We start from the raw sequence: 22,840 nt of genomic DNA on the forward strand, positions 1-22,840 counted from the left end.
ACTTTTTCGCCGGCTTCGCTGTCCCTCATTCCCATGATGAAACGCTGGACCCTCCTCGCGTCAGTCCTATCGCTTTGCGCCATTCTTGCCGCCGGCTGCTCGACCTTCGACGAGCAGCAGCGTGAATGGATCTTCCAGCCCAGCGACCGCAGCTGGGGCAACACCGCCACCATGGCCCAGGGCATGCAGGACGTGTGGATCGACTTCCAGTCCTCCATCACGGGAGAACCCGCGCGCCTGCACGGCCTGTGGCTCGGCGGCGAGCCCGAGACCACCGACACCCCGGTGCTGCTGTACCTGCACGGCGCACGCTACAACGTGGCCGGCTCGGCCCCGCGCATCCAGCGCATGCACGAGCTGGGCTTCTCGGTGCTGGCCATCGACTACCGCGGCTTCGGCAAGAGCTCCAAGGGCCTGCCCTCGGAGGAATCGGCGCGCGAGGACGCCCGCGCCGCCTGGACCTGGCTGGCCGCGCGCCATCCGCGCCAGCACCGCTACATCTTCGGCCACTCGCTGGGCGGCGCCATCGGCATCGACCTGGCCGCGCGCGTGAACGACGAGAGCGGCACCATCGTCGAGAGCACCTTCACCTCGATCGCCGACGTGGTCGGCAGCTTCAAGTGGGGCTGGCTGCCCTTCCGTCCCTTCATCACCCAGCGCTTCGAGGCGATCGACAAGGTCAAGGACATCGGCGCGCCGCTGCTGGTGGTGCACGGCACCGCCGACAGCCTGATCAACCCAACCCTGGGCCGCAAGCTCTACGACGCGGCCACCGTGCCCAAGCTCTTCGTGCTGGTGGAGGGCGGTTCGCACCACAACACCAACTCGGTCGGCGAAGCCCAGTACCGCGCGGCGCTCACGCAGCTGTTCCGCATGAAGCCCGACAACATGGTGGCGCGCAACCAGCCCAAGCTGTCGCCGCCCTCGCCGGCGCTGCCGCCCGCGGTGTCGCCACAGGACGTGCGCGGCGAAGCGCGCGCGAGCACTGCGCCCGCGGCGATCTAGCAGCGTCGCCGGTCCGTGCCCGAGGGCACGGACCTTTCTCACCGCCCCGTTTTCAGGCCAGGTCGAACGGCAACTGCCGCAGCGGCTTGCCCGTCAGCTGCGCCACGGCATTGGCGAACGCGGGCGCCAGCGGCGGCAGGCCCGGTTCTCCCATCCCCTTGGGCGCATCGGCGCTCGGCACGATGTGGATGTCGAACTCCGGCACCTGCGTGATGCGCGCCACCGTGAAGTCGCCGAAGTTGCCCTGCTGCACCACGCCGTCCTTCAGGGTGATCGCGCTGCCCGGCAGGCAGGTCGACAGCCCCATCACGGCCGCGCCCTGCACCTGGGCTTCCACGCTGCGCGGATTGACGGCCAGGTTGCAGTGCACGCCGCTGGTCACGCGGTGCAGCACCGGCTGGCCGTCCTTGACCGAGGCTTCCACCACGTAGGCCACCACCGATTCGAAGGACTCGTGCACCGCCACGCCCCAGGCGCGGCCGTCCGCGAGCTTCTTCTTGCCGTAGCCGCTCTTGTCGACCGCCAGCTGCAGCGCGGCGCGATGGCGCGGATGCTTGTCGCCGAACAGCTGCATGCGGTAGGCCACCGGGTCCTGCTTCGTGCTGCGCGCGATCTCGTCGATCAGCGTCTCCATCACGAAGGCGGTGTGAGTCGAACCCACGCTGCGCCACCACAGCACCGGCACGTTGAGCTGCGGATGGTGCACCGTCAGGCGCATCGGCAGCGGATAGGGATCGCGCATGCCCTCGACCGCCGTGGCGTCGATGCCGTCCTTCACCATAGCGCCCGCGAACACCGTGCCGGCGGTGATGGACTGGCCCACGATAACGTGGTCCCAGGCGAGGATCTTGCCGCGCTCGTCGAAGCCGATGCGCGCGCGATGCAGATGCATCGGCCGGTAGTAGCCGCCCTTGATGTCGTCCTCGCGGCTCCACAGCAGGCGCACCGGCACGTCGAGGCCGGCCGCGCGCGTGGCCTTGGCGATCTCGCAGGCCTCGACCACGAAGTCGCTGGTGCTCACGAAGCGCCGGCCGAAGCCGCCGCCCGCCATCTGCACGTTGACCTTCACCTGCGCGGGCTCGAGCTTCAGCGCGCGCGCCGCGGCGAAGCCGTCGAGGTCGGCGGACTGCGTGCCAACCCACAGCTCGGCGCGTCCGTCCGACAGCTTCACGGTGCAGTTCAGCGGCTCCATCGGCGCATGCGCCAGATAGGGAAACACGAACTCGGCCTCGAGCTTGCGCGGCGCGCTGGCCAGCGGCGCCATGTCGGCGTCGAACTTGCGGTTGCCGGGACGGCCTGCCAGTTCGCGGTACTGGGCCAGCTGCTTGTCGGAGTCGACCTTCTCGACGGCGGCCGTGTCCCACTGCAGCTTGAGCGCGTCGCGGCCCAGCTTGGCGGGCCAGTAGCCGTCGGCCACCACCGCCACGCCCTCGGCGCCGCGGTCCAGCGGAATGCGCACGACGGCCTTCACGCCCTTGACGGCGCGCGCGGCGCTGTCGTCGACCGACGCCAGGCGGGCGCCGAACACCGGCGGATGGGCCACCACCGCCGTGAGCTGGCCCGGGTGCTTGACGTCGATGCCGAAGTCCTGCCGGCCGCTGCTCTTGGCGGCCGCGTCGAGGCGCTGGGTCGGGCGGCCGATGATGCGGAAGTCCTTCGGGTCCTTGAGCACCACCTTCTCGGGCACCGGCAGCGCCATCGCCGCCTCGGCCAGTTCGCCGTAGCTCGCCTTGCGCCCGCCCGGGCCGAGCACCGTGCCGGCCTGCGTGCGCAGGGTGGAGGGGTCGACCTTCCAGCGCGCCGCCGCGGCCGACAGCAGCATGGCGCGGGCGCGCGCGCCGAGCTCGCGGTACTGCACGAAGCTGTTCTTGATCGTGTTCGAGCCGCCGGTCAGGTGCATGCCGAAGAAGGGGTCGGCATAGGCGGCGTCGTTGGTGCCGCTGCGGCTGCGCACCAGGGCCCAGTCGGCGTCGAGCTCCTCGGCCAGGATCATCGGCAGGCCGGTCTGCACGCCCTGGCCGAACTCGAGCCGGTTGATGGTCACCATGACCTCGCCGTTGGGCGCGATCTGCACGAAGGCCAGCGGCTGTTGCGTCGGCTTGAGGCCGCCGGCGGCCGGGGCCGCGCCGCCGGCCTGCGCCAGGGCCAGATGCGGGAAGGTGCCGAGCGCGAAACCGCTCGCGCCGACGATCTTGAGGAAGCTGCGACGCGGCAGCGCGGCGGGCTCGTCGGCCGCGGGGCGGGCCATCAGGCGTTGCAGCGAACGCGGCAGGTCGTGGTAGTCGATGTGGGGCAGCATGGCTTTTCCTTCAGGCGAGGTTGCGGGCTGCATCGGCCACGGCCGCGCGGATGCGCGCATAGGTGCCACATCGACAGATGTTGCCGGCCATGGCCGAGTCGATCTCGTCGGCGCTGGGCTGCTTGCCCGCGGGCAGCGACTGCAGGAAGGCGGTCGCGCTCATGATCTGGCCGCTCTGGCAGTAGCCGCACTGCGCGACGTCGTGCCGCACCCAGGCGGCGTGCACGGCGGCGCCGACGCGGTCGCTGCCGTCGGTCATGCGTTCGATGGTGGTGATCTTCTTGCCCTCGGCGGCGGCGATCGGCGTGATGCACGAGCGGATCGCCTGGCCGTCGAGGTGCACGGTGCAGGCGCCGCACAGCGCGGCGCCGCAGCCGAACTTGGTGCCGGTCATGCCCAGCGTATCGCGCAGGGCCCAGAGGATGGGCGTGCCGGGGTCGGCATCGACCGTGTGGTCACGGCCATTGACGTGGAGCGCTGTCATTGCTTCTTTCTCCGTAGGGGTGGATGGAATTCACTTGGCGCCGTCGAGCAACCATTGCGCGAGCGCCTGCAGGTCGGCGTCGGGCACCTGGGCCTGCGGCGGCATCGGCATCGGGCCCCATTTGCCCGAGCTGCCGGCCTTGATGCTGGCCGCGAGCTGCGCGGCCGTGCCCTTGCCGTCGCCGTACTTCGCGCCGATGTCCTTCCAGGACGGGCCCACCACCTTGGTGGCGGGTTGATGGCAGGCGACGCAGGCGTACTTCTGGGCCAGCGCGAGGCTGGCGTCGGCCTGCAGCGGCCACAGCGCGCCGGCGCCGACGGCCAGGGCCAGCACGAGCGGTGCTGCGATGGAGGTGATCTTTTCTGTGTTCATCGTGGAAAGTGGGGTTGCCTGATTCGACGGCGGGCCCGTGGCGCATGACGCCGCATGGCACTGCATGGACCGGGCCCACCGCCGGCGAGTGTGGGGCGAAGACCGGCCGCGCGTTTGCCTGATTCGCTCGCGTTCTTGCCTGAAACACCGAGACTGCGACGGAAATGCGCGCCGCGCGAAAGCGGCGGGCTAGACTTTTCGCGACCTGTACTTCGAAAGGATCCAGATGGACCTCGCCGAGCCCGCGCGGCTGGATTCCCCGGCCGTGCTCGACGACCTGCAGCGTGCCGTGGCGCGCACCGCGCATGCCGACGGCGACTACCTCACCGCCATTCCCGCGCTCTCGCTGCACCGCCGCAGCGCCGCGACCGCGCCGCTGCACTGCCTCTACGGCTTCGGCCTGGGCATCACGGTCAGCGGGCAGAAGCGGGTGGCGCTCGGCGGCGAGGTGTTCGATTACGCGGCGGGCCAGTCGCTGCTGACCACCGCCGACCTGCCCGTGGTCTCGCACATCACCCGCGCCAGCACGGCGCAGCCCTTCGTCGGCCTGGCGCTGCAGCTCGATCCGCGCGCGGTCGTGCAACTGGCCGCCGAGATGGCGCTGCCCGCGCCGCTGCGGGACGGCAACCAGCGCGCCATGTCGCTCGGCGACCTCGACCCCACGCTGCTCGGCGCAGTGACGCGGCTGGTCGACCTGCTCGCCGAGCCGCGGCTGATCCCGCAGCTCGCACCGCTGCTGCAGCGCGAGATCATGGTGCGGCTGCTCGCGGGCCGCCACGGCCCGCAGCTGCAGCGCCTGGTGGCGATCGGCTCGCCGAGCCAGCAGGTGGCGCAGAGCATGGCCTGGCTCAAGCTCAACTTCACGCGCAACGTGCTGGCCGACGAACTGGCGGCCTCCGCGAACATGAGCCCCTCGACCTTCCGCCAGCACTTCCGCGCCGTGGCGGGCATGAGCCCGATGCAATACCTCAAGCAGCTGCGGCTGCAGGAAGCCCGGCAGCTGATGCTGAACCAGGGCATCGACGCCGGCACCGCGGGCGTGCGCGTGGGCTACGAGAGCGCCTCGCAGTTCAGCCGCGAATATGCGCGGCTGTTCGGGGCGCCGCCGCTGCGCGACATACGGCGCATGCGCGAGACGAACTGACACGGAATCGGGGTCGGGCCATTTGCTACGCTCGACCCCTCATGGGTTCTTCTTCCTCGCCTCCCGGTCCTCCGCGCTTCATCGCCCTCGCCGGCCCCACCGCCTCGGGCAAGACCGCCGTCGCGCTGGCGCTCGCGCGCGAACACCCGGTGGAGATCGTCAGCGTCGATTCGGCGCTGGTCTACCGCGGCATGGACATCGGCACCGCCAAGCCGAGCGCCGACGAGCTGCGCGCGGTGCCGCACCACCTGATCGACATCCTCGATGCGCGCGAGAGCTACAGCGCCGCGGCCTTCGTGGCCGATGCGGCGCGGCTGATCGACGAGATCCGCGCGCGCGGCGCGATGCCGCTGCTGGTGGGCGGCACGATGCTGTATTTCAAGGCGCTGTTCGACGGCATCGACGCGATGCCCGCGGCCGATGCCGCGGTGCGCGCGCGCATCGATGCCGAAGCCGCCGAACTCGGCTGGCCCGCGATGCATGCGCGGCTCGCGCAGGTCGATCCGGTCACGGCCGCGCGGCTCGCGCCGCAGGACAGCCAGCGCATCCAGCGCGCGCTCGAGGTCTACGAGAGCAGCGGCCAGCCGCTGTCGCACTTCCACGCCAGCGACAGCAAGTCCACGCGCGGCGTCGAGGGCGGCCGGCTGTTCTCGCTCGAGCCCGCCGACCGGGCCTGGCTGCATGCACGCATCGCGCAGCGCTTCGACGCCATGCTGGCCGCGGGCTTCCTCGACGAGGTGCGTGCGCTGCGCGCGCGCGGCGACCTCTCGCCCGACCTGCCCTCGATGCGCTGCGTGGGCTACCGGCAGGCCTGGGAGACCCTGGACGCCGCCGACCCGCCCGATGCCGTCGCCCTGCAGGACCTGCGCGAACGCGGCATCGCCGCCACGCGCCAGCTCGCCAAGCGCCAGGTCACCTGGCTGCGCGGCATGCCCCACCGCACCGTGATCGCCTGCGACGCGCCCGACGCGCTGCAGTCGGCGGTGCGCCTCATCGCGCCCACGCTCCTCCCATGACCCTGCGCATCTCCGATCTGGGCAAGCACTACGGCCAGGCGCCGGTGTTCGAGCACGTCAGCCTCGCGATCGAGCCCGGCGAGTTCGTCGCCATCGTCGGCGAATCGGGCGTCGGCAAGTCCACGCTGCTCAACTGCATGGCCGGCCTCGACCGCTGGGACACCGGCAGCGTGGTGCACGACGGCACCGACATCGGCGCGCTCGACGGCGAGGCCTGCGCGCTCTGGCGCCGGCGCCACGTAGGCTTCGTGTTCCAGGCCTTCCACGTGCTGCCACACCTCGACGTGGCGCAGAACGTCGCGCTGCCGCTGATGCTGCTCGGCGAGCGCCGCGACGAGGCACGCATCGCGCGCATGCTCGAGGCCGTGGGCCTGCCGGGCATGGGCGCGCGGCTGCCGCAGACGCTCTCGGGCGGCCAGTTGCAGCGCGTGGCGATCGCGCGCGCGCTGGTGCACCGGCCCGCGCTGCTGCTGGCCGACGAGCCCACGGGCAATCTCGACCCCTCGACCGCCGCCAAGGTCATGGACCTGCTGATCGCGCAGACGCGCGAGCATGGCGCCTCGCTGGTGCTGGTCACGCATTCGGAGAGCGCGGCCGCGCGCGCCGACCGGCTGCTGCACCTCACGGCCGCGGGCATCCGCGTCGGCTGATGGCGCGCGCGCCCTGGCCGCTGGCCGCGATCGCGGCGATCTATGTCGCCACCGAGCTGTGGCAGGTGGCCGCGCGGCCCAGTTCGATGATCGGCATCCGGCTGGCCGTCTATGCGCTGGTGTTCCTGGCCGCGCTGCGCGGCAGCCGCGCGGCGGCCTGGCTCTGGGGCGCGATCAGCGCGGTCGCGGCCGTCGCCAGCGCCTTCGCGCTCTGGACCTTGATTTCCACGCGCAACGCCCATGGCGTGGGCCCGGCGACGATCGCCTTCATCGGCTTCCAGGCCGTCTTCTATGCGGTGGGCACGGCCTACATCTTCGGCAGCCGCTCGCTGCGCGCGTTCCAGCAGGCGCGTGGCGCGCTGCGCGGCAAGGGGCCGGCCGCTCCGTCGCAATCGCCCTACGACGGCGCGCGCATCGCACTCGGCAGCGATGCGCTGATGCTGGTGCGCCAGGGCAGCGTGCAGACCCGTGTCGAACTCGCGGCCATCGATGCGATCGCGGTGCGCTCGCAGACCCTGGCCGAGGGCCTGCCGCGCGTGTGGATCGAGCCCTGCGCGCAGCGCGACGGCACGCAGCCGCTGATGGCGGTCACCACGCTGGCCGGTGGCTTCGCGCGCTTCGAGGCCTGGCTGTTCGAGCTGCCGGGCTTCGATGCGCCGGCCTACCGGCAGTTGATCGAGTGTGGAGAGAACGCGCGCCGCGTCGTCTGGCAACGACCCTAGGCGGTGCCGCCGAGCAGCGCCGCGTAGCGCCCCAGGTCCACGTTGCCGCCGCTGATCAGCACGCCCACACGCTGGCCCGCGATCAGCGGACCCGCCGCGCAGGCGGCCGCGAACGCGAGGCAGCCCGTGGGCTCGACCACCATCTTCATGCGCTCGGCGAAGAAGCGCATCGCCTCCACCAGTTGCGCATCGCTCACCGTGAAGATGTCGTCGACGTCGCGCCGGATGATGCCGAAGGTGTATTCGCCCAGGTGCTGCGTCTGCGCGCCGTCGGCGATGGTCTTGGGCGTGTCGATGTGCACGATGCGGCCCGCGCGGAACGACTGCTGGCCGTCGTTGCCGGCCTCGGGCTCGACGCCGTAGACCTTGCAGCCGGGCGCCAGCGCGCGCGCCGACAGGGCCGAGCCCGACAGCAGCCCGCCGCCGCCGAGGCAGACGAACAGGTGGTCGAGCGGGCCGGTCTCCTCGATCAGTTCCTTCACGGCCGTGCCCTGGCCGCTGAGCACGTCGGGATGGTCGTAGGGCGGGATCAGCGTCATGCCGCGCTCGGTGGCGAGCCGGCGCGTCAGCGCCTCGCGGTCCTCGGTGAAGCGGTCGTACTGCACCACCTCGGCGCCGTAGCCGCGCGTGGCCGCGAGCTTGGCGGCCGGCGCGTCCTTGGGCATCACGATCACCGCGGGCATGGCCAGCAGGCGCGCGGCCAGCGCGATCGCCTGCGCATGGTTGCCCGACGAGAAGGCGATCACGCCGCCCTTGCGCTGCTCGGCGTCGAACTTCGACAAGGCATTGAAGGCGCCGCGAAACTTGAACGCGCCCATGCGCTGGAAGTTCTCGCACTTGAAGAAGAACTGGGCGCCCCAGCGGGCATCGGCGGTGCTGGAGCGCAGCACCGGCGTGCGGTGGGCATGGCCTTCGAGCCGCGCGGCCGCGGCGGTGACGTCGTCGTAGGTGGGAAGTTGCATGGGCCTAGTGTCGCGCAGTTGAAAGCGCGCGGGCAAGCCCGCGGCCACGAGGAAGCCGGCCAAAAAAGAAGCCCGCGGTCTTCGCGACCGCGGGCTCTTCATCTGTGGCACGGGCGCCGGCTCAAGCCTCGGGTGCCACCTGCCCCTGCGGCGCGACGACGTCGGCCTGGCTCGTTTCTTCCTTCTCGTGCCGCGCCGCGATGAACAGGTACATCGCCGGTACCACGAACAGCGTGAACAGCGTGCCGATCGACAGCCCGCTGAAGATCACGATGCCCATCGCCTGGCGGCCCGCCGCGCCCGCGCCCGAGGCGATGACCAGCGGCAGCACGCCGAACACCATGGCGGCCGTCGTCATCAGGATCGGGCGCAGCCGCGTGCCCGAGGCCTCGACGATGGCGTCGAGCTTGCTCAGGCCCTGCTTCTGCAGCCGGTTCGCCACCTCGACGATCAGGATGCCGTGCTTGCTGATCAGGCCCATCAGCGTGACCAGCCCGACCTGCGTGTAGATGTTCATCGAGGCGAAGCCCCAGAAGATGAAGATCATGGCGCCGAACAGCGCCAGCGGCACCGACACCAGGATCACGATCGGGTCGCGGAAGCTCTCGAACTGCGCCGCCAGCGCCAGGAACACGATGATCAGCGCGAACACGAAGGTGATCGCGAAGTTGCCCGACTCCTGCACGAACTGGCGCGACTGGCCCGCGTAGTCGACCGTGTAGCCGCTGGGCGCGAGCTGCTGCACCACGCCGCGCAGGTACTCGAGCGTCTCGCCCTGCGTGCCGCTGGGCACGCCCTGGATGGTCACCGAGTTGAGCTGCTGGAAGTGATTCACCGTCTCGGGCTGCACGCTGTACTTCAGGCTCGCGACCGTGCTGGCCGGCACCACGCCGTTGGGCGTCTTGATGTAGAAGTTCAGCACGTCCGAGGGGTTGAGCCGGTCGACCTGCTGCACCTGCGGGATCACCTTGTAGGAGCGGCCCGAGATCGAGAAGTAATTGACGTAGCCACCGCCGAGCGCCGCGCCCAGCGCGTTGCCCACGTCCTGCTGCGTGATGCCGAGCGAGGCGATCTTGTCGCGGTCGACCACCACGGTGGCCTGCGGCAGGTCGATCTTCAGGTCGGCGTCGATGTAGTAGAACTTTCCTTCGGCGCGCGCCTTGTCCATGATCTGCTGCGCGAGCGTGTTGAGGTTCTCGAACGGCTCGGTGGTCTTGATCACGAACTGCACCGGCAGCCCCGAGGCGCCCGGCAGCGCCGGGAACTGGAAGGCCACCACCTTCGCGCCGGCGATGCCGTTCCAGCGCCGCTGCAGGTCGGCCTGGATGTCGTGCGCGCTGCGCGTGCGCTCGTCCCAGGGCTTGAGCAGCACGCCGGCGATGCCCGCGTTGGTGCTCGGCACGCCGGTCAGCTGGAACAGCTGCGCGTACTCGGGCGTGTCGTGCGCAACCTTGAAGATCTGGTCGGCATAGGTCTGCATCTGCGTGATGGTGGCCGTGGGCGCGCCCACCACCTGCGACAGCACGATGCCCTGGTCCTCCTCGGGCGCCAGCTCGGACTTCGACATCTTGAACATCACGAACAAGAGGCCGATGAGGATCACCCCCATCACGATCATCACCGGCCAGGTGCGCAGCACGCCGCGCAGAATCAGCTCGTAGCGGTGGTGCACGCGCTCGAAGACGTGTTCGATCTTCGACGCGAACTTGCCGCTGTCCTGCTCGGGCTTGAAGATGCGCGAGCACATCATCGGCGACAGCGTGAGCGCGACCACGCCCGACACCACCACGGCACCCGCGAGCGTGAAGGCGAACTCGGTGAACAGCGAGCCGGTCAGCCCGCCCTGGAAGCCGATGGGCACGTACACCGCCACCAGCACCACGGTCATCGCGAGGATGGGCCCGCCGAGCTCGCGCGCCGCGAGCAGCGCGGCCTGCATCGGCGTCTTGCCCTCGCGCATGTGGCGGTCGACGTTCTCCACCACGATGATGGCATCGTCCACCACCAGCCCGATCGCCAGCACCAGCGCCAGCAAGGTGAGCAGGTTGATCGAGTAGCCGAGCACCAGCATCACGAAGAAGGTGCCGATCAGCGACAGCGGCATCGCGATCACCGGCACCAGCACCGCGCGTAGGCTGCCCAGGAACAGGTAGATCACCACCGTCACGATCAGCAGCGCCTCGACCAGCGTCTTGATCACCTCGCTGATCGAGGTGTTGATGAAGTCGGTCGAGTCGTAGACGATCTTGCCGGTCAGCCCGCTGGGCAGCTGGGCCTGCAGCTCGGGGAAGGTGGTGCGCACCTGCTTGGCCACGTCGAGGATGTTGGCCTCGGGCGCGACCTTGATGCCGATGAACACCGAGCGCACACCGTTGAAGGCGACGTTGAAGTCGTAGTTCTCGGAACCCAGGGTCACGTTGGCCACGTCCTGCAGCCGCACGATGGCGCCGTTGCTGCTCTTGATGGACAGCTGCTTGAACTCGTCCACGCTGTGCAGCGAGGTGCCCGCGGTGAGCGGCACGCTCACCATCTGGCCCTTGCTCTGGCCGACGGCGGCGAGGTAGTTGTTGGCGGCCAGCGCGGCGCTCACGTCGGTCGCCGTCACGCCGTAGGCAGCCATCTTCTGCGCATCGAGCCAGGCACGCAGCGCGAAGGTGCGCGCGCCCAGGATCTCGGCGGTCTGCACGCCGGGAATGGCATTGAGCTTGGGCTGCACCACGCGCACCAGGAAGTCGGTGACGTTGTTGTTGGGCAGCGTGTCGCTGTAGAAGCCGATGTACATGGCATCGGTGGTCTGGCCGGTGGCCACGGTCAGCACCGGCTGCTGCGCCTGCGGCGGCAGCTGGTTGCGCACCGAGTTGACCTGCGTGTTGATCTCGGTCAGCGCGCGGTTCGAGTCGTAGTTCAGCCGCAGGGTGGCGGTGATGGTCGACACGCCCAGGCTGCTCGACGACGACAGGTAGTCGATGCCCTGGGCCTGCGACACGGCGGCCTCGAGCGGCTGCGTGATGAAGCCCGCGACCGTGGCGGCGTCGGCACCGTAGTAGGCGGTGCTGATGGTGACCACGCCGTTCTCGGTCTTCGGGTACTGGTTGACCGGCAGGCCGGACAGCGCGCGCAGCCCCAGCACCACGATCAGCAGGCTCACCACCATCGCCAGCACGGGCCGGCGGATGAAGATGTCGGTGAAGTTCATGCGTGCGACCTCATTTTTCCTGCGGCGTCGGGTTCGGGCTGTTGGTCGGCTGGACGCTGTTGTCGACCGTGACCGGCGTGCCGTTCTTCAGCTTGTTCTGTCCGCTGCTCACCACCACCTGGCCGGCCTCCAGGCCCTTGACGATGGCGATCTGGTCGCCGCGCGTCGGGCCGGTTTCGACGAAGACCTGCTGCGCGACGAGCTGCTGTCCGCTCGGCGCATTGGCGTTGGCCGCTGCGGCCGGCGCGGCGCCCGATGCCGAGGCGGCGGGCGCGGTCGCGGCCTTGAAGGCATCGGCCGTCTTCACGACGAACACCGTCGAGCCGTAGGGGTTGTAGGTGACGGCGGTGGACGGCAGCGTGAGCTGTTCGCGCGCGCCGCCGATGTCGATCTTCACGGTGGCGAACATGCCCGGCAGCAGTTGCTGCTTCGGGTTCGAGACGGTGGCCTGCACCTGCACGTTGCGCGTGGTGGCATCCACCTTGGGGCTGATCGCGTTGATCTTGCCGCTGAAGGCCTGGCCGGTGAAGGCATCGACCCCGAGGTTCACCATCTGGCCGACCGCCAGCCCGGCGAGCTGCTGCTGCGGCAGCGTGAAGTCGACATAGATCGGGTCCAGCGTCTGCAAGGTGACCAGCTTGTCGCCCGCGTTCACGTACTGGCCCGGGTTCAGCGTGGTGATGCCCAGGCGGCCCGCGAACGGCGCGCGGATCGACTTCTTCGCCACCACGGCGGCCTGCTGCTCGACCTGCGCGCGCTTGGCCTTGAGGTCGTTGGTGTCGGCATCGATCTGCGCCTGGCTCACGGCCTGCACCGCGAGCTGCGCCTGGTCGCGCTTGAGCACGGTGGCGGCCTGCGCGGCGGCGGCTTCGGCGGCATGCAGCAGCGCGATGTCGGAGTCGGCGTTGAGCTCGACCAGCAGCGCGCCGGCCTTCACGTCCTGCCCGGACTTGAAGTGCACCTGGCGCACCAGCCCGGCCACCTCGGTGCCGAGGTCGGCGCCGCGCACCGGGTTCAGCGTGCCGACCGCGGAGAACTGCGATTGCCACTGCAGCTTCTGCACCTCGACCGTCGACACGGTCTGCGGGCCCGGCTTGGGCACGGCGGCAATCAACGCGCGGATCTGCAGGAACTTGCCGAGCGCCAGGGCGGCGACCAGCAGCAGCACGCAGCCGATCATGATGATCATTCTCCGGGTCATGGGTAGGCTTCTCTTCGAGTTATGGATGAGGGGGTGAGGTGCCGCGGCAGGATGACGTCGTGCCGCGGCGGGGTTCAGTTCTGCGCCGGCGCCGCTGCGGGCGTGGCGTCGGCGGCCGGGGCGATGGTGGCGTCGGCGAGTTCGCCGCGGTTCCACCAGCCGCCGCCCAGGGCCTGGAACAGGGCCGCCGTGTCGGCATAGCGCGCGGCCTGGGCCTGCACCAGTGCGGTGTGCGTCTGCAGCCAGGCCTGCTGCGCGGTCAGCAGCTGCACGTAGCTGACGGCGCCGGCGCGGAACTGCGTCGTCGTCAGGTCGAGCGACTGCCGCGCGAGCGACTCGGCCGTGGCCTGGGTCTGCAGCGCGGTGGCGTCGATCTCGAGCGCGCGCAGGGCATCGGCCACGTTCTGGAAGGCACCGAGCACGGTGTCGCGGTACTGCCCCGCCGCCGCGTCGTAGGCCGCGACCGCCGCGCGCTTCTGCGCACGCAGCGAGCCGCCGTCGAAGATCGGCTGCGCGAGCGCCGCGCCCACGCTCCAGAAATCGCTGGCCGAGCGGAACAGCTCGCGCGTGCGCGTGGCGCTGCTGCCGTAGCTGCCGGTCAGGTTGAACTTCGGATAGAGGTTGGCGGTGGCCACGCCGATCTCGGCGCTGGCCGCGTGCAGCCGGGCCTCGCTGGCGCGCACGTCGGGCCGCTGGCGCGCGAGCTCGGAGGGCAGCGACAGCGGCAGCTCGGCGGGCAGGCTCAGGCTCGCGAGATCGAATTCGGGCAGGCCGGCCTCGCTCGGCAGCCGGCCCGCGTAGACCGCGAGCTGGTGGCGCGTCTGCGCGAGCGACTTCTCGATCGCGGGAATCGTGGCCAGCGTCTGCGCGAGCTGGGTGCGCTGCTGCAGCACGGTCGACTTCGGGATCGCGCCGGTGTCGAACTGCTTTTCGATCACGTCGAGCTGCTGCTGCTGCGCCTGCAGCACCTCGCGCGTGGCCTGCAGCTGCGCGCGCAGCGCGGCTTCGCGGATCGCGGTGGTCACGAGGTTGCCGGTGAGGGTCAGGTAGACCGCCTCGACCTGGTAGCGCTGCGCCTCGAGCGTGGCCTGCGCGCCCTCGAGCGCGCGGCGGTTGCCGCCGAAGACGTCGAGCGCATAGCTGACGTTGACCTGCGCGTTGTAGAGCGTGAGCAGCTGGCCGCCCGGCACCTGCGTCGTCACCTGCGAGGCGCGCTGGCGCGTGCCGCCCAGCGTGCCGTTGACCTGCGGCCACAGCAGGCTGCCCGACTGCGCCTCGTAGTTGGCCTGCGCCTCGCGCAAGGTGGCCTGGGCCGAGGCCAGCGTGGGGCTCTGCGCGAGCGCGTCGCGGATCAGGCGGTCGAGCGGCTCGGAACGGAACACGGCCCACCACTGCGCGGGGATGTCCTGGCCCGGCAGCAGTTGCTGCGACTGCCCACCCGGAACCGGCGCCTGGGCCGTGCGCGCCGGCATCGGCGAAGGCGTGTAGTCGGCGCCCTGCGCGGCGGCCGGCAGGCCCGGTGTCTTGAAGTCGGGGCCGAGCGTGCAGGCGCTCAGCAGCAGGGCAGCCCCGAGAACGGCGCCCTGGCGGGGCCAGCCTGCGCGCCTGCGCACCGGGTCGGCCTGCCGGGGGCGGGGGGGAGGATCCTGCGGTGCGTTGTTTTCTTGGTTTTGCATTGGGCGAGGGTTGTACACCCGGAACGTCACGAAAAGCTGACCTGAAAAGAAAGAAAGGCCGGCCGGAACCGGGGCGGAACCGGGCCGGATTGTCTGGCCCGGCGTTACGCGAGCATTGCGAACGCTGCCGGCCGTTCCGGTGAAAACCCTAGCTGCGCAGCCGCTCCGGATTTCGTACTCTGTATACAGAGTTCAGAAACGGAGTCCTTCCATGCCCGCCCAGCTCGTCAGCATCGAGGTCGCGCCCGACCTCGTCGACCAGGTGTACCGCGCCCTGCTCGGCGCGATCAGCAGCGGCGAGCTCGCGCCCGGCGAGCGGCTCACGCAGGAGGACATCGCGCAGCGGCTTTCGGTGTCGCGCCAGCCGGTGCTGCAGGCGCTGCGGCTGCTCAAGAAGGACGGCTTCGTGCACGACGCGCCGGGCCGCGGCGTGCTGGTGGCGCCGCTCGACGCCGACTGGATGCGCAAGGTCTACCAGGTGCGCGGCGCGCTCGACGTGCTGGCCGCGCGGCTCGCGGCGGCCGAGCGCTTTCGCATCGATCCCAAGCTGATGGAGCGCGGACGCCGCGCCGCGCGCGGGCGCAACGTCGAGGCCATGATCGATGCCGACATGGCCTTCCACCAGGCCATCTATGCGGCCTCCGGCAATCCGCTGATCGCGCAGAGCGCCGACCAGCACTGGCGCCACCTGCGCCGCGCGATGGGCGCGGTGCTGCAGGCCGAGCCGCAGCGCGAATCGCTGTGGGACGAACACGAGGCCATCGCGGCTGCCATCGCCGCGGGCGACGCCGAGCAGGCCGCGCGCCTGAGCGAGGAGCACGTGGCGCAGGCCAGCGAGGCGCTGGGCCGGCGCCTGGCCGCGCAGCTCGCGCGCGCAGCCTCGCCCGCATCGGCCCCCTCTTCCCCTTCCCACCCCCGCACGACCCAAGGAGACACCGCATGAAGCTGACCCCCGAGCAACGCGCGCAGTTCGAGCGCGACGGCTACCTGTTCTTTCCCGGCCATTTCTCCCCCGAGGAGACCCGCGTGCTGACCGACGCGGTGCCCGAGCTCTACGGCCGCCGCGAGGCCTTCAACGTGCGCGAGAAGGGATCGGACGCGGTGCGCACGAACTTCGCGGCCCACCTCTACAGCGAGCCCTTCGCGAAGCTCGCGCGCCATCCGCGCATGGTGGGCCCGGTACGCGACCTCTTCGAGGAGGAGGTCTACATGCACCAGTTCAAGATCAACGGCAAGATGGCCTTCGAAGGCGACGTCTGGCAGTGGCACCAGGACTACGGCACCTGGCTCAACGACGACCTGATGCCGACCGAGCGCGCGATGAACGTCGCGATCTTTCTCGACGACGTGAACGAGCACAACGGCCCGCTGATGTTCATTCCGGGCAGCCATCGCAAGGGCGTGGTCGACGCGAAGCACGACCTCACGACCACCAGCTACCCGCTGTGGACGGTCGACAACGCGCTGATCCGCCAGCTCGTGGATCGCGCCGGCGGCAAGGACGGCGGCATCGTCTCGCCCAAGGGGCCGGCCGGTTCGATGATCCTGTTCCACAGCTGCCTGGTGCATGCCTCGGGCAGCAACCTGTCGCCGTTCAACCGCGTGGCCGTCTACCTGAGCCTGTGCGCGGTCAGCAACCACATCCGCCGCCACAAGCGCCCCGAATACATCGCGCACCGCGACTTCGCGCCGATAGCGATGCTGCCCGACGACTGCCTGCTGCGGCCCTACCCGGTCGACCTGCCGTGGAAGAACGGCCTGCCCGAGAGCGCGCTGCGCACCTCGACCGAGACGCTCGAGGCCGTTGCCTGAGCCCCCGAAGAAGAACCACCGAGACCAAGCCTCTTCCATGAGCCTCCACCAGAAACTCCAGCAGCGCGCCGCCGAAGGCCGCCCGATCCGCATCGGCCTGATCGGCGCCGGCAAGTTCGGTTCGATGTACCTCGCGCAGATCCCGCGCACGCCGGGCGTGCAGCTGGTCGCGATCGCCGACCTCTCGCCCGCGGCCGCGCGCGCCAACCTCGAGCGCGTGGGCTGGGAGGCCGCGCGCGCCAACGCAACGTCGGTGCAGGAAGCGCTGAAGTCCGGCGCCACCTGGATCACCGAGGACTGGCAGGCCGTGACGCGCGAGCCTTCGATCGACATCGTGGTCGAGTGCACCGGCAACCCCGTGGCCGCGGTCGACCACTGCCTCGATGCCTTCGCGCACGGCAAGCACGTGGTCAACGTGACGGTCGAGGCCGATGCTTTCTGCGGCCCGCTGCTTGCACGCCGCGCGCAGCAGGCCGGCGTGGTCTATTCGCTGGCCTTCGGCGACCAGCCCGCGCTGATCTGCGACCTGGTGGACTGGGCCCGCACCTGCGGCTTTCCGGTGGTGGCGGCCGGGCGCGGCCACAAGTGGCTGCCGCATTTCAGCGAATCCACGCCCGAGACCGTCTGGGGCAACTACGGCCTCACGCCCGAGCAGGCGCAGCGCGGCGGGCTCAACCCGAAGATGTTCAACAGCTTCCTCGACGGCTCCAAGCCCTCGATCGAGAGCTCGGCCGTGGCCAATGCCACCGGGCTGGGCGTGCCCTCCGACGGCCTGCTCTATCCGCCGGCCAGCGTGGAGGACATCCCGTTCGTGACCCGCCCGCGCAGCGAGGGCGGCGTGCTCGAGCGCAAGGGCATGGTCGAGGTGGTCTCCTCGCTCGAGGCCGACGGCCGCAGGATCCCCTACGACATCCGCATGGGCGTGTGGGTCACGGTCGAGGCCGAGACCGACTACATCAAGAACTGCTTCGAGGAATACAACGCCCACACCGACCCGAGCGGACGCTACTTCACGCTCTACAAGCGCTGGCACCTGATCGGGCTCGAGGTCGGCCTGTCGGTCGCGAGCGTGGCGCTGCGCGGCGAACCCACGGGCGTGGCCACCTGCTGGAACGCCGACGTGGTCGCCACCGCCAAGCGCGACCTCGCGCCCGGCGAGCTGCTCGACGGCGAAGGCGGCTACACGGTCTGGGGCAAGCTGCTGCCGGCCGAGCGCTCGCTGCGCATCGGCGGCCTGCCGCTGGGGCTGGCGCACGGCATCAAGCTGGTGCGCCCGGTGCGCAAGGGCCAGAGCCTGACCTGGGCCGACGTGGCGATGGACACCGGCACCCACGCATTCAAGCTGCGCAGCGAACTCGAAGCGATGTTCGCGCCGAAGGAACAGGCCCGGGCGGCCTGAGCCCGAGCGACGCGGCTCAGGCCGCGTCCGCCACCGGCAGGCAGACCTCGTGCCACGGCACGAGCCCGCCGAGCGCGCCGAAGCGCGGCAGCAACAGCAACTTCGCGTCGAAGATCGATTCGGCCGGCCGCATCGCGCCCAGGCTGAAGCTACGGGCGACCGGCATTGCGCTGCCGGCCGGGTCGTAAAAGAATATGCAACTCGCTGTCGAAATGCCGGTTGGCCGGCCGTCATTGGTGTGAGCGATCTTGCTCGGTCCGCTTTTCATGACGGAGTTGCACCATGCAGTACATGCTTTTGTTCTATCAGACGCCTGCCGAATTCGAGCAGCGCGACGATGCGTCCGCCCAGGCCCGGCGCGCGAGCTGGGTGGCCTACGCCGACGCGGTGCGCCAGTCGGGCCTCGCGCTCGGCGGCCACGGCCTGATGCCGCCGATGACCGGCACCACCCTGCGCATCCGCGGCGACAAGCGCCAGGTGCAGGACGGCCCCTTCGCCGACACCAAGGAGCAGCTCGGCGGCTACTTCGTGATCGACGTGCCCGACCTCGACGCCGCGCTCGAATGGGCCGCGCGCGCGCCCTGCGCCGCCACCGGCGGCGTGGAAGTCCGTCCGGCCTTCACCGCCAGCGCCCAGGGCGGTTGAGGCCGCCGAGGCACGCGCCATGAACGACACGGCCGCCCGCGAGGCTGCCGAGCGAGCGGCCCGCCAGTCCTATGGCCGGCTGCTCGCGATCCTCTCGGCACGCACGCACGACATCGCCGGCTCCGAGGATGCGCTGGCCGATGCCTTCGCGCGCGCGCTCGAGCGCTGGCCGGCCGATGGCGTGCCCGAACGGCCCGACGCCTGGCTGCTGAGCGTCGCGCGCAACCGCCGGCTCGACGCCTGGCGCCACACCCGCGTGCAGGACGACGCCACCCAGACCCTGCTGCTGCTGGCCGGCGAGATGGACACCGCCGAGGCCGAGGGCCATGCGGTGCCCGACGACCGGCTGCGCCTGTTCTTCGTCTGCGCCCATCCGGCCATCGACGCCGCCGCGCGCACGCCGCTGATGCTGCAGACCGTGCTGGGCCTCGATGCCGCGCGCATGGCCGGCGCCTTCCTCACCTCGCCCGCCACCTTGAGCCAGCGGCTGGTGCGCGCCAAGACGCGCATCCGCAGCGCCCGCGTGCCCTTCGAATACCCGCAGCAGCGCGAGCTGCCGCAGCGGCTGCAGGACGTGCTCGACGGCATCTATGCCGCCTACGGCACCGGCTGGGACGACGTCGACGGCGCCGATGCGCGGCCCGACGGCCTGACCACCGAGGCCATCGACCTCGGCCGCATCCTCTGCGCGCTGATGCCCGAGGAGCCGGAGCCGCTGGGGCTGCTCGCGCTGATGCTGTTCTGCGAGAGCCGCGCCGAGGCGCGCCGCAGCGACACCGGCGCCTATGTGCCGCTCGACCAGCAGGACACCGCGCGTTGGGACCCCGACCTGCTCGCCGAGGCCGAGGCCTGCCTGCGCCGCGCCTCGGCCATGCAGCGCCTGGGCGCCTACCAGCTCGAGGCCGCGATCCAGTCGGCGCACTGCGAGCGCCGCGTCGGCGCGCCGGTGCCGCCCGAGGCGCTGGTATCGCTCTACGAGGGCCTGCTGGCGCTGCGGCCGAGCATCGGCGCGCAGGTGAGCCTGGCCTGCGCGCTCGCCAACGCGCGCGGACCCGACGCGGGCCTGCGCACGCTCGATGCGATCCCCGCCGGGGACGTCGCCAACTACCAGCCCTTCTGGGCCGCGCGCGCGCACCTGCTGGCGGCCGGCGGCGCGCGGGCCGCGGCGCGCCAGGCCTACGAGCGCGCCATCGGCCTCGCGAGCAGCGCGGCGGTGCGCACCTACCTCGGCGCGATGATGCTGCGCCTGTGAGGCGCGGCGCGCTCAGCCCGCGTCGGGCCGGGCATTGAAGGTGCGCGGGAACAGCGCCGCCTGCGAGCGGTCGCGCAGCCGGTAGCTCATCGCCGGGCGCCCCGGCCCGCCCGCGAGCATGCCGGCCTCCTCCATGAAGCCGCCGTCGAGCATGCGCTTGCGGAACGCGCTCTTGTCGACCGGGCGCCCGAGCACGACCTCGTAGGTGTGCTGCAGCGCCGGCAGCGTGAACGGCTCCTCGAGCAGGAAGGCCGGCAGCGAGGTGTATTCGACCTTGCTGCGCAGCCGCGCCACCGCCGCCGCGAGCAGCTCGCCATGGTCGAAGGCCAGCCGCTTGCGCAGCGCCGCCTCGACCTCGAACCACGCCACCTCGGCCGCGTTGGCACCGCCACGCAGCTGCATCGCCTGCGCCGGGATCAGCGCATAGAAGCAATGCGTGGCCGACCAGCCGCGCGGATCGCGCTTCGCCCCACCCCAGCTGCCGAGCTGCTCGAGGTAGGGCGTGACCACGCCGGTCTTCTCGCGCAGCTTGCGCAGCGCGCAGTCGAGCAGCGTGGCGTCCTCATCGACGTTCACGAAGCCGCCCGGCAGCGCCCAGCGTCCCGGATAGGGCTCGGCGCTGTCGGCGGGGCGGCGCACCAGCAGCACCTGCAGGGCGTCGTCGAGCACGGTGAACATCGCCACGTCGACGGTGACGAGGGGGCGGGGAAAAGTCAGCGCGGGGAATGTGGACGGGGATGTGGACACGGGTGGCTTGACTCTAGATCGATTAGTTGTACTATACAACCCTCAATTAGTTGTACAGAGCAACCATCAGAACAACAACAAGGGAAATCAAGAATGAACGACATCCGCATCACCCCGCTGCCCGTGCAGCGACACCTCGAACAACGCGAACGCTGGCCCCGCAACGGTCGCGTCATCCTCGCCCACCACGACGCGCGATCGGTGGTCGTCTACCAGGCCTACCGGCCCGCGATCGGCGAGTACGCGATCGCGCACGGCCGGCTCGACGGCCCCGATTTCAGCCTCGCGCGCATGAGCTGGATCAAGCCGAACTTCCTCTGGATGATGTACCGCTCGGGCTGGGGCACGAAGCCGGGCCAGGAAGTCACGCTCGGCCTGCGGTTGAGACGCGCGTTCTTCGAACGGGTGGTGCGCGAGGCGGTGCCTTCGACCTTCGATCCCGCGCGCTTCGCCGACCGCGATGCCTGGCAGGCCGCGGTGGGACGTTCGGAGGTGCGGCTGCAATGGGATCCCGACCATGCGCCCAACGGCGCGAAGCTCGAACGCCGCGCGATCCAGTTGGGCCTGCGCGGACACACGCTCGCGGCCTTCGCGCACGAGGAACTGCTCGAGGTGATCGACATGCGCGCCTTCGTGGACGCGCAGCGGCCGCATGCACAACACAACCAGGACCCCGAACTGCGGACACCCGAGGAGCACCCCCTCGACCTCCTGCCCGACGACGGCCGGAGCCTGCAGAAAGCCACCGACGAGGAAACACGATGAGCAACGAGACCACCCACCGCCACACCCGCACCGCCCTGATCGAGCGCATCGCCCAAGGCTTCGAACCCCGCTACCTGCTGTTCTGGGGCCACCAGCCCGAGAAGGACGGCAGCGCCGGCAAGGGCTGCTTCAGCCAGTGGTTCGAGGCGCCGTTCGAGATCGAGGGCGTGCGCTACGCGACGGCCGAGCACTTCATGATGGCCGGCAAGGCGCGGCTGTTCGGCGACGCCGAGGTCCTGGGCCAGGTGCTCGCCGCGCGCACGCCGGCCGAGGCCAAGAAGCTGGGCCGCGCGGTGCGCGGCTTCGACGACACGGCCTGGAAGCACGCGGCCTTCGACCTGGTCGTGCAGGGCAACCTCTCGAAGTTCTCGCAGCACGCGGCGATGGGCGAATTCCTGCTGCGCACCGGCGAGCAGGTGCTCGTGGAGGCCAGCCCCTACGACGCGATCTGGGGCATCGGCATGGCCGCGAGCCATGCCGATGCGCGCGAGCCGGCGCGCTGGCGCGGCCAGAACCTGCTGGGCTTCGCGCTGATGGCGGTGCGCGACCGGCTGCGGGCGGGCTGAAACCATGACGACCTCGACCGAAGACCGCTTCCGCGGCGCCCTGCTCGGCCTGGCCTGCGGCGATGCCGTGGGCACGCGCGTGGAATTCAGCCCGCGCGGCAGCTTCGTGCCCGTCACCGGCATGCAGGGCGGCGGGCCCTTCGGCCTCGCGCCCGGCGAATGGACCGACGACACCTCGATGGCGCTGTGCCTCGCGGCCAGCCTGATCCATTGCCGCGGCTTCGATGCCGTCGACCAGATGAACCGCTACTGCAACTGGCGCAGCGTGGGCTACATGAGCAGCAACGGGCGCTGCTTCGACATCGGCATCACGGTGTCGAACGCGCTCTCGCGCTACCTCGCGAACGGCGACCCCTTCGCGGGCGATCCCGATCCGCGCACCGCCGGCAACGGCGCGCTGATGCGGCTCGCGCCGGTCGCGATGTTCGGCGTGGCCGATACGCCCGCGCTGCTGCGGCTTGCCGCCGACAGCACGCGCACCACGCACGGCGCGGCCGAGGCCATCGCCTGCTCGCGCCTGTTCGCGCTGCAGCTGCAGGCCGCGCTGCGCGGCGAGGACAAGGCGTCGATCCTCGCGCCGCGCGACCTCGGCGAAGCACCGAGCCCCGGCGTGGCCGCGCTCGCGGCGGGCCGCTGGCGCGACAAGCCGCGCGACGCGATCAAGGGCTCGGGCTATTGCGTGGAATCGCTCGAGGCGGCGCTGTGGTGCTTCGCGCAGGCCGATTCCTTCGAAGAGGCGATCCTCGCGGCCGCCAACCTCGGCGACGACGCCGACACCACGGCCGCGATCTGCGGCCAGCTCGCGGGTGCCTTCCACGGCGTGGCGGGCATTCCGGCGCCGTGGCTGGCCACGCTCGCGATGCACGACGAGATCGACGCGATGGCGCGCGCGCTGTTCGCGCTCGCCCAGCCGGCCTGATCCCTTCG

At 70.7% G+C, this 22,840-nt stretch carries 22 protein-coding genes; 13 read left to right on the forward strand and 9 right to left on the reverse strand.

The features are described from left to right. Window positions 1-36 precede the first annotated feature (36 nt). Complete coding sequence (locus AC07RV_RS34735) at window positions 37-1,005, forward strand: alpha/beta hydrolase (RefSeq protein ID WP_093354797.1); 969 nt, start codon at window positions 37-39, stop codon at window positions 1,003-1,005. Between the two features lie 52 nt (window positions 1,006-1,057). Here the strand turns inward: AC07RV_RS34735 and AC07RV_RS34740 are convergent, their stop codons facing one another. Genes AC07RV_RS34740 through AC07RV_RS34750 form a run of 3 tightly spaced genes read right to left on the reverse strand, consistent with a single transcriptional unit; the run spans window position 1,058 to window position 4,160 of the window. After that, window positions 1,058-3,304, reverse strand: coding sequence for a xanthine dehydrogenase family protein molybdopterin-binding subunit (locus tag AC07RV_RS34740; protein ID WP_296777204.1), 2,247 nt, complete (start codon window positions 3,302-3,304; stop codon window positions 1,058-1,060). Between the two features lie 10 nt (window positions 3,305-3,314). Further along, window positions 3,315-3,788 (reverse strand): (2Fe-2S)-binding protein, encoded by a 474-nt coding sequence (locus AC07RV_RS34745; protein WP_296777200.1) that lies wholly within the window; start codon window positions 3,786-3,788, stop codon window positions 3,315-3,317. A gap of 30 nt (window positions 3,789-3,818) precedes the next feature. Beyond that, window positions 3,819-4,160: a c-type cytochrome gene (locus tag AC07RV_RS34750; RefSeq protein WP_256223031.1), complete on the reverse strand. Its 342-nt coding sequence runs from the start codon at window positions 4,158-4,160 to the stop codon at window positions 3,819-3,821. Window positions 4,161-4,386: 226 nt separating this feature from the next. On the opposite strand from AC07RV_RS34750, the gene AC07RV_RS34755 reads away from it, so the two are divergent. From AC07RV_RS34755 to AC07RV_RS34770, 4 genes are read left to right on the forward strand one after another with little or no spacing between them, the layout of a single operon-like run. Next, entirely contained in the window at window positions 4,387-5,304 is a 918-nt protein-coding gene (locus tag AC07RV_RS34755) for an AraC family transcriptional regulator (RefSeq protein WP_296777196.1), read from the forward strand. Window positions 5,305-5,345: 41 nt separating this feature from the next. Further along, entirely contained in the window at window positions 5,346-6,320 is a 975-nt protein-coding gene (miaA, locus tag AC07RV_RS34760) for a tRNA (adenosine(37)-N6)-dimethylallyltransferase MiaA (RefSeq protein ID WP_296777193.1), read from the forward strand. Continuing rightward, window positions 6,317-6,970, forward strand: coding sequence for an ABC transporter ATP-binding protein (locus tag AC07RV_RS34765; RefSeq protein WP_296777189.1), 654 nt, complete (start codon window positions 6,317-6,319; stop codon window positions 6,968-6,970). The genes miaA and AC07RV_RS34765 overlap by 4 nt, the downstream gene beginning before the upstream one ends. After that, window positions 6,970-7,692, forward strand: coding sequence for a hypothetical protein (locus AC07RV_RS34770; protein ID WP_296777186.1), 723 nt, complete (start codon window positions 6,970-6,972; stop codon window positions 7,690-7,692). The genes AC07RV_RS34765 and AC07RV_RS34770 overlap by 1 nt, the downstream gene beginning before the upstream one ends. Here the strand turns inward: AC07RV_RS34770 and AC07RV_RS34775 are convergent. The 4 genes from AC07RV_RS34775 to AC07RV_RS34790 form a co-directional block, all read right to left on the reverse strand. Beyond that, window positions 7,689-8,654 (reverse strand): threo-3-hydroxy-L-aspartate ammonia-lyase, encoded by a 966-nt coding sequence (locus AC07RV_RS34775; protein ID WP_208513718.1) that lies wholly within the window; start codon window positions 8,652-8,654, stop codon window positions 7,689-7,691. The genes AC07RV_RS34770 and AC07RV_RS34775 overlap by 4 nt on opposite strands. A gap of 121 nt (window positions 8,655-8,775) precedes the next feature. Beyond that, the gene (locus AC07RV_RS34780) at window positions 8,776-11,850 is read right to left on the reverse strand and encodes an efflux RND transporter permease subunit (RefSeq protein ID WP_296777181.1); all 3,075 of its coding nucleotides are present in this window, start codon (window positions 11,848-11,850) and stop codon (window positions 8,776-8,778) included. A gap of 10 nt (window positions 11,851-11,860) precedes the next feature. After that, window positions 11,861-13,051 carry an efflux RND transporter periplasmic adaptor subunit gene (locus AC07RV_RS34785; RefSeq protein ID WP_296777179.1) on the reverse strand — a complete coding sequence of 397 codons (1,191 nt, stop codon included), beginning with the start codon at window positions 13,049-13,051 and terminating at the stop codon, window positions 11,861-11,863. 74 nt (window positions 13,052-13,125) lie between these two features. Next, window positions 13,126-14,727, reverse strand: coding sequence for an efflux transporter outer membrane subunit (locus AC07RV_RS34790; protein ID WP_495330313.1), 1,602 nt, complete (start codon window positions 14,725-14,727; stop codon window positions 13,126-13,128). A 211-nt stretch (window positions 14,728-14,938) separates the two neighbouring features. Between AC07RV_RS34790 and AC07RV_RS34795 the strand changes: the two genes are divergently transcribed. From AC07RV_RS34795 to AC07RV_RS34805, 3 genes are read left to right on the forward strand one after another with little or no spacing between them, the layout of a single operon-like run. Continuing rightward, window positions 14,939-15,670 carry a GntR family transcriptional regulator gene (locus tag AC07RV_RS34795; protein ID WP_208513721.1) on the forward strand — a complete coding sequence of 244 codons (732 nt, stop codon included), beginning with the start codon at window positions 14,939-14,941 and terminating at the stop codon, window positions 15,668-15,670. Beyond that, a complete protein-coding gene (locus tag AC07RV_RS34800) occupies window positions 15,667-16,539 on the forward strand; it encodes a phytanoyl-CoA dioxygenase family protein (RefSeq protein ID WP_296777171.1) in 873 nt (290 codons plus the stop codon). Before AC07RV_RS34795 ends, AC07RV_RS34800 begins: the two co-directional genes overlap by 4 nt. A 37-nt stretch (window positions 16,540-16,576) precedes the next feature. Then, entirely contained in the window at window positions 16,577-17,938 is a 1,362-nt protein-coding gene (locus AC07RV_RS34805) for an NAD(P)H-dependent oxidoreductase (protein ID WP_296777170.1), read from the forward strand. A gap of 16 nt (window positions 17,939-17,954) precedes the next feature. Here the strand turns inward: AC07RV_RS34805 and AC07RV_RS34810 are convergent, their stop codons facing one another. Then, complete coding sequence (locus tag AC07RV_RS34810; RefSeq protein WP_296777167.1) at window positions 17,955-18,104, reverse strand: hypothetical protein; 150 nt, start codon at window positions 18,102-18,104, stop codon at window positions 17,955-17,957. Window positions 18,105-18,220: 116 nt separating this feature from the next. Between AC07RV_RS34810 and AC07RV_RS34815 the strand changes: the two genes are divergently transcribed. Both AC07RV_RS34815 and AC07RV_RS34820 read left to right on the forward strand, forming a co-directional pair. Continuing rightward, complete coding sequence (locus AC07RV_RS34815) at window positions 18,221-18,583, forward strand: YciI family protein (protein ID WP_093354525.1); 363 nt, start codon at window positions 18,221-18,223, stop codon at window positions 18,581-18,583. Between the two features lie 19 nt (window positions 18,584-18,602). After that, window positions 18,603-19,835 (forward strand): RNA polymerase sigma factor, encoded by a 1,233-nt coding sequence (locus AC07RV_RS34820; RefSeq protein WP_296777163.1) that lies wholly within the window; start codon window positions 18,603-18,605, stop codon window positions 19,833-19,835. 12 nt (window positions 19,836-19,847) lie between these two features. Here the strand turns inward: AC07RV_RS34820 and AC07RV_RS34825 are convergent, their stop codons facing one another. Beyond that, window positions 19,848-20,513, reverse strand: coding sequence for an NUDIX hydrolase (locus tag AC07RV_RS34825; RefSeq protein WP_371269417.1), 666 nt, complete (start codon window positions 20,511-20,513; stop codon window positions 19,848-19,850). Window positions 20,514-20,675: 162 nt separating this feature from the next. Here AC07RV_RS34825 and AC07RV_RS34830 point away from each other — a divergent pair, with 162 nt between their 5' ends. From AC07RV_RS34830 to AC07RV_RS34840, 3 genes are read left to right on the forward strand one after another with little or no spacing between them, the layout of a single operon-like run. Further along, window positions 20,676-21,347, forward strand: a complete 672-nt coding sequence (locus AC07RV_RS34830; RefSeq protein ID WP_296777158.1) for a DUF4291 domain-containing protein — start codon at window positions 20,676-20,678, stop codon at window positions 21,345-21,347. Next, complete coding sequence (gene ybiA / locus AC07RV_RS34835; RefSeq protein WP_296777156.1) at window positions 21,344-21,913, forward strand: riboflavin biosynthesis intermediates N-glycosidase; 570 nt, start codon at window positions 21,344-21,346, stop codon at window positions 21,911-21,913. Before AC07RV_RS34830 ends, ybiA begins: the two co-directional genes overlap by 4 nt. 4 nt (window positions 21,914-21,917) lie before the next feature. Further along, the gene (locus AC07RV_RS34840; protein ID WP_296777153.1) at window positions 21,918-22,832 is read left to right on the forward strand and encodes an ADP-ribosylglycohydrolase family protein; all 915 of its coding nucleotides are present in this window, start codon (window positions 21,918-21,920) and stop codon (window positions 22,830-22,832) included. Window positions 22,833-22,840: the final 8 nt, after the last annotated feature.

This window comes from Variovorax sp. GW821-FHT09B01, from assembly GCF_059418345.1.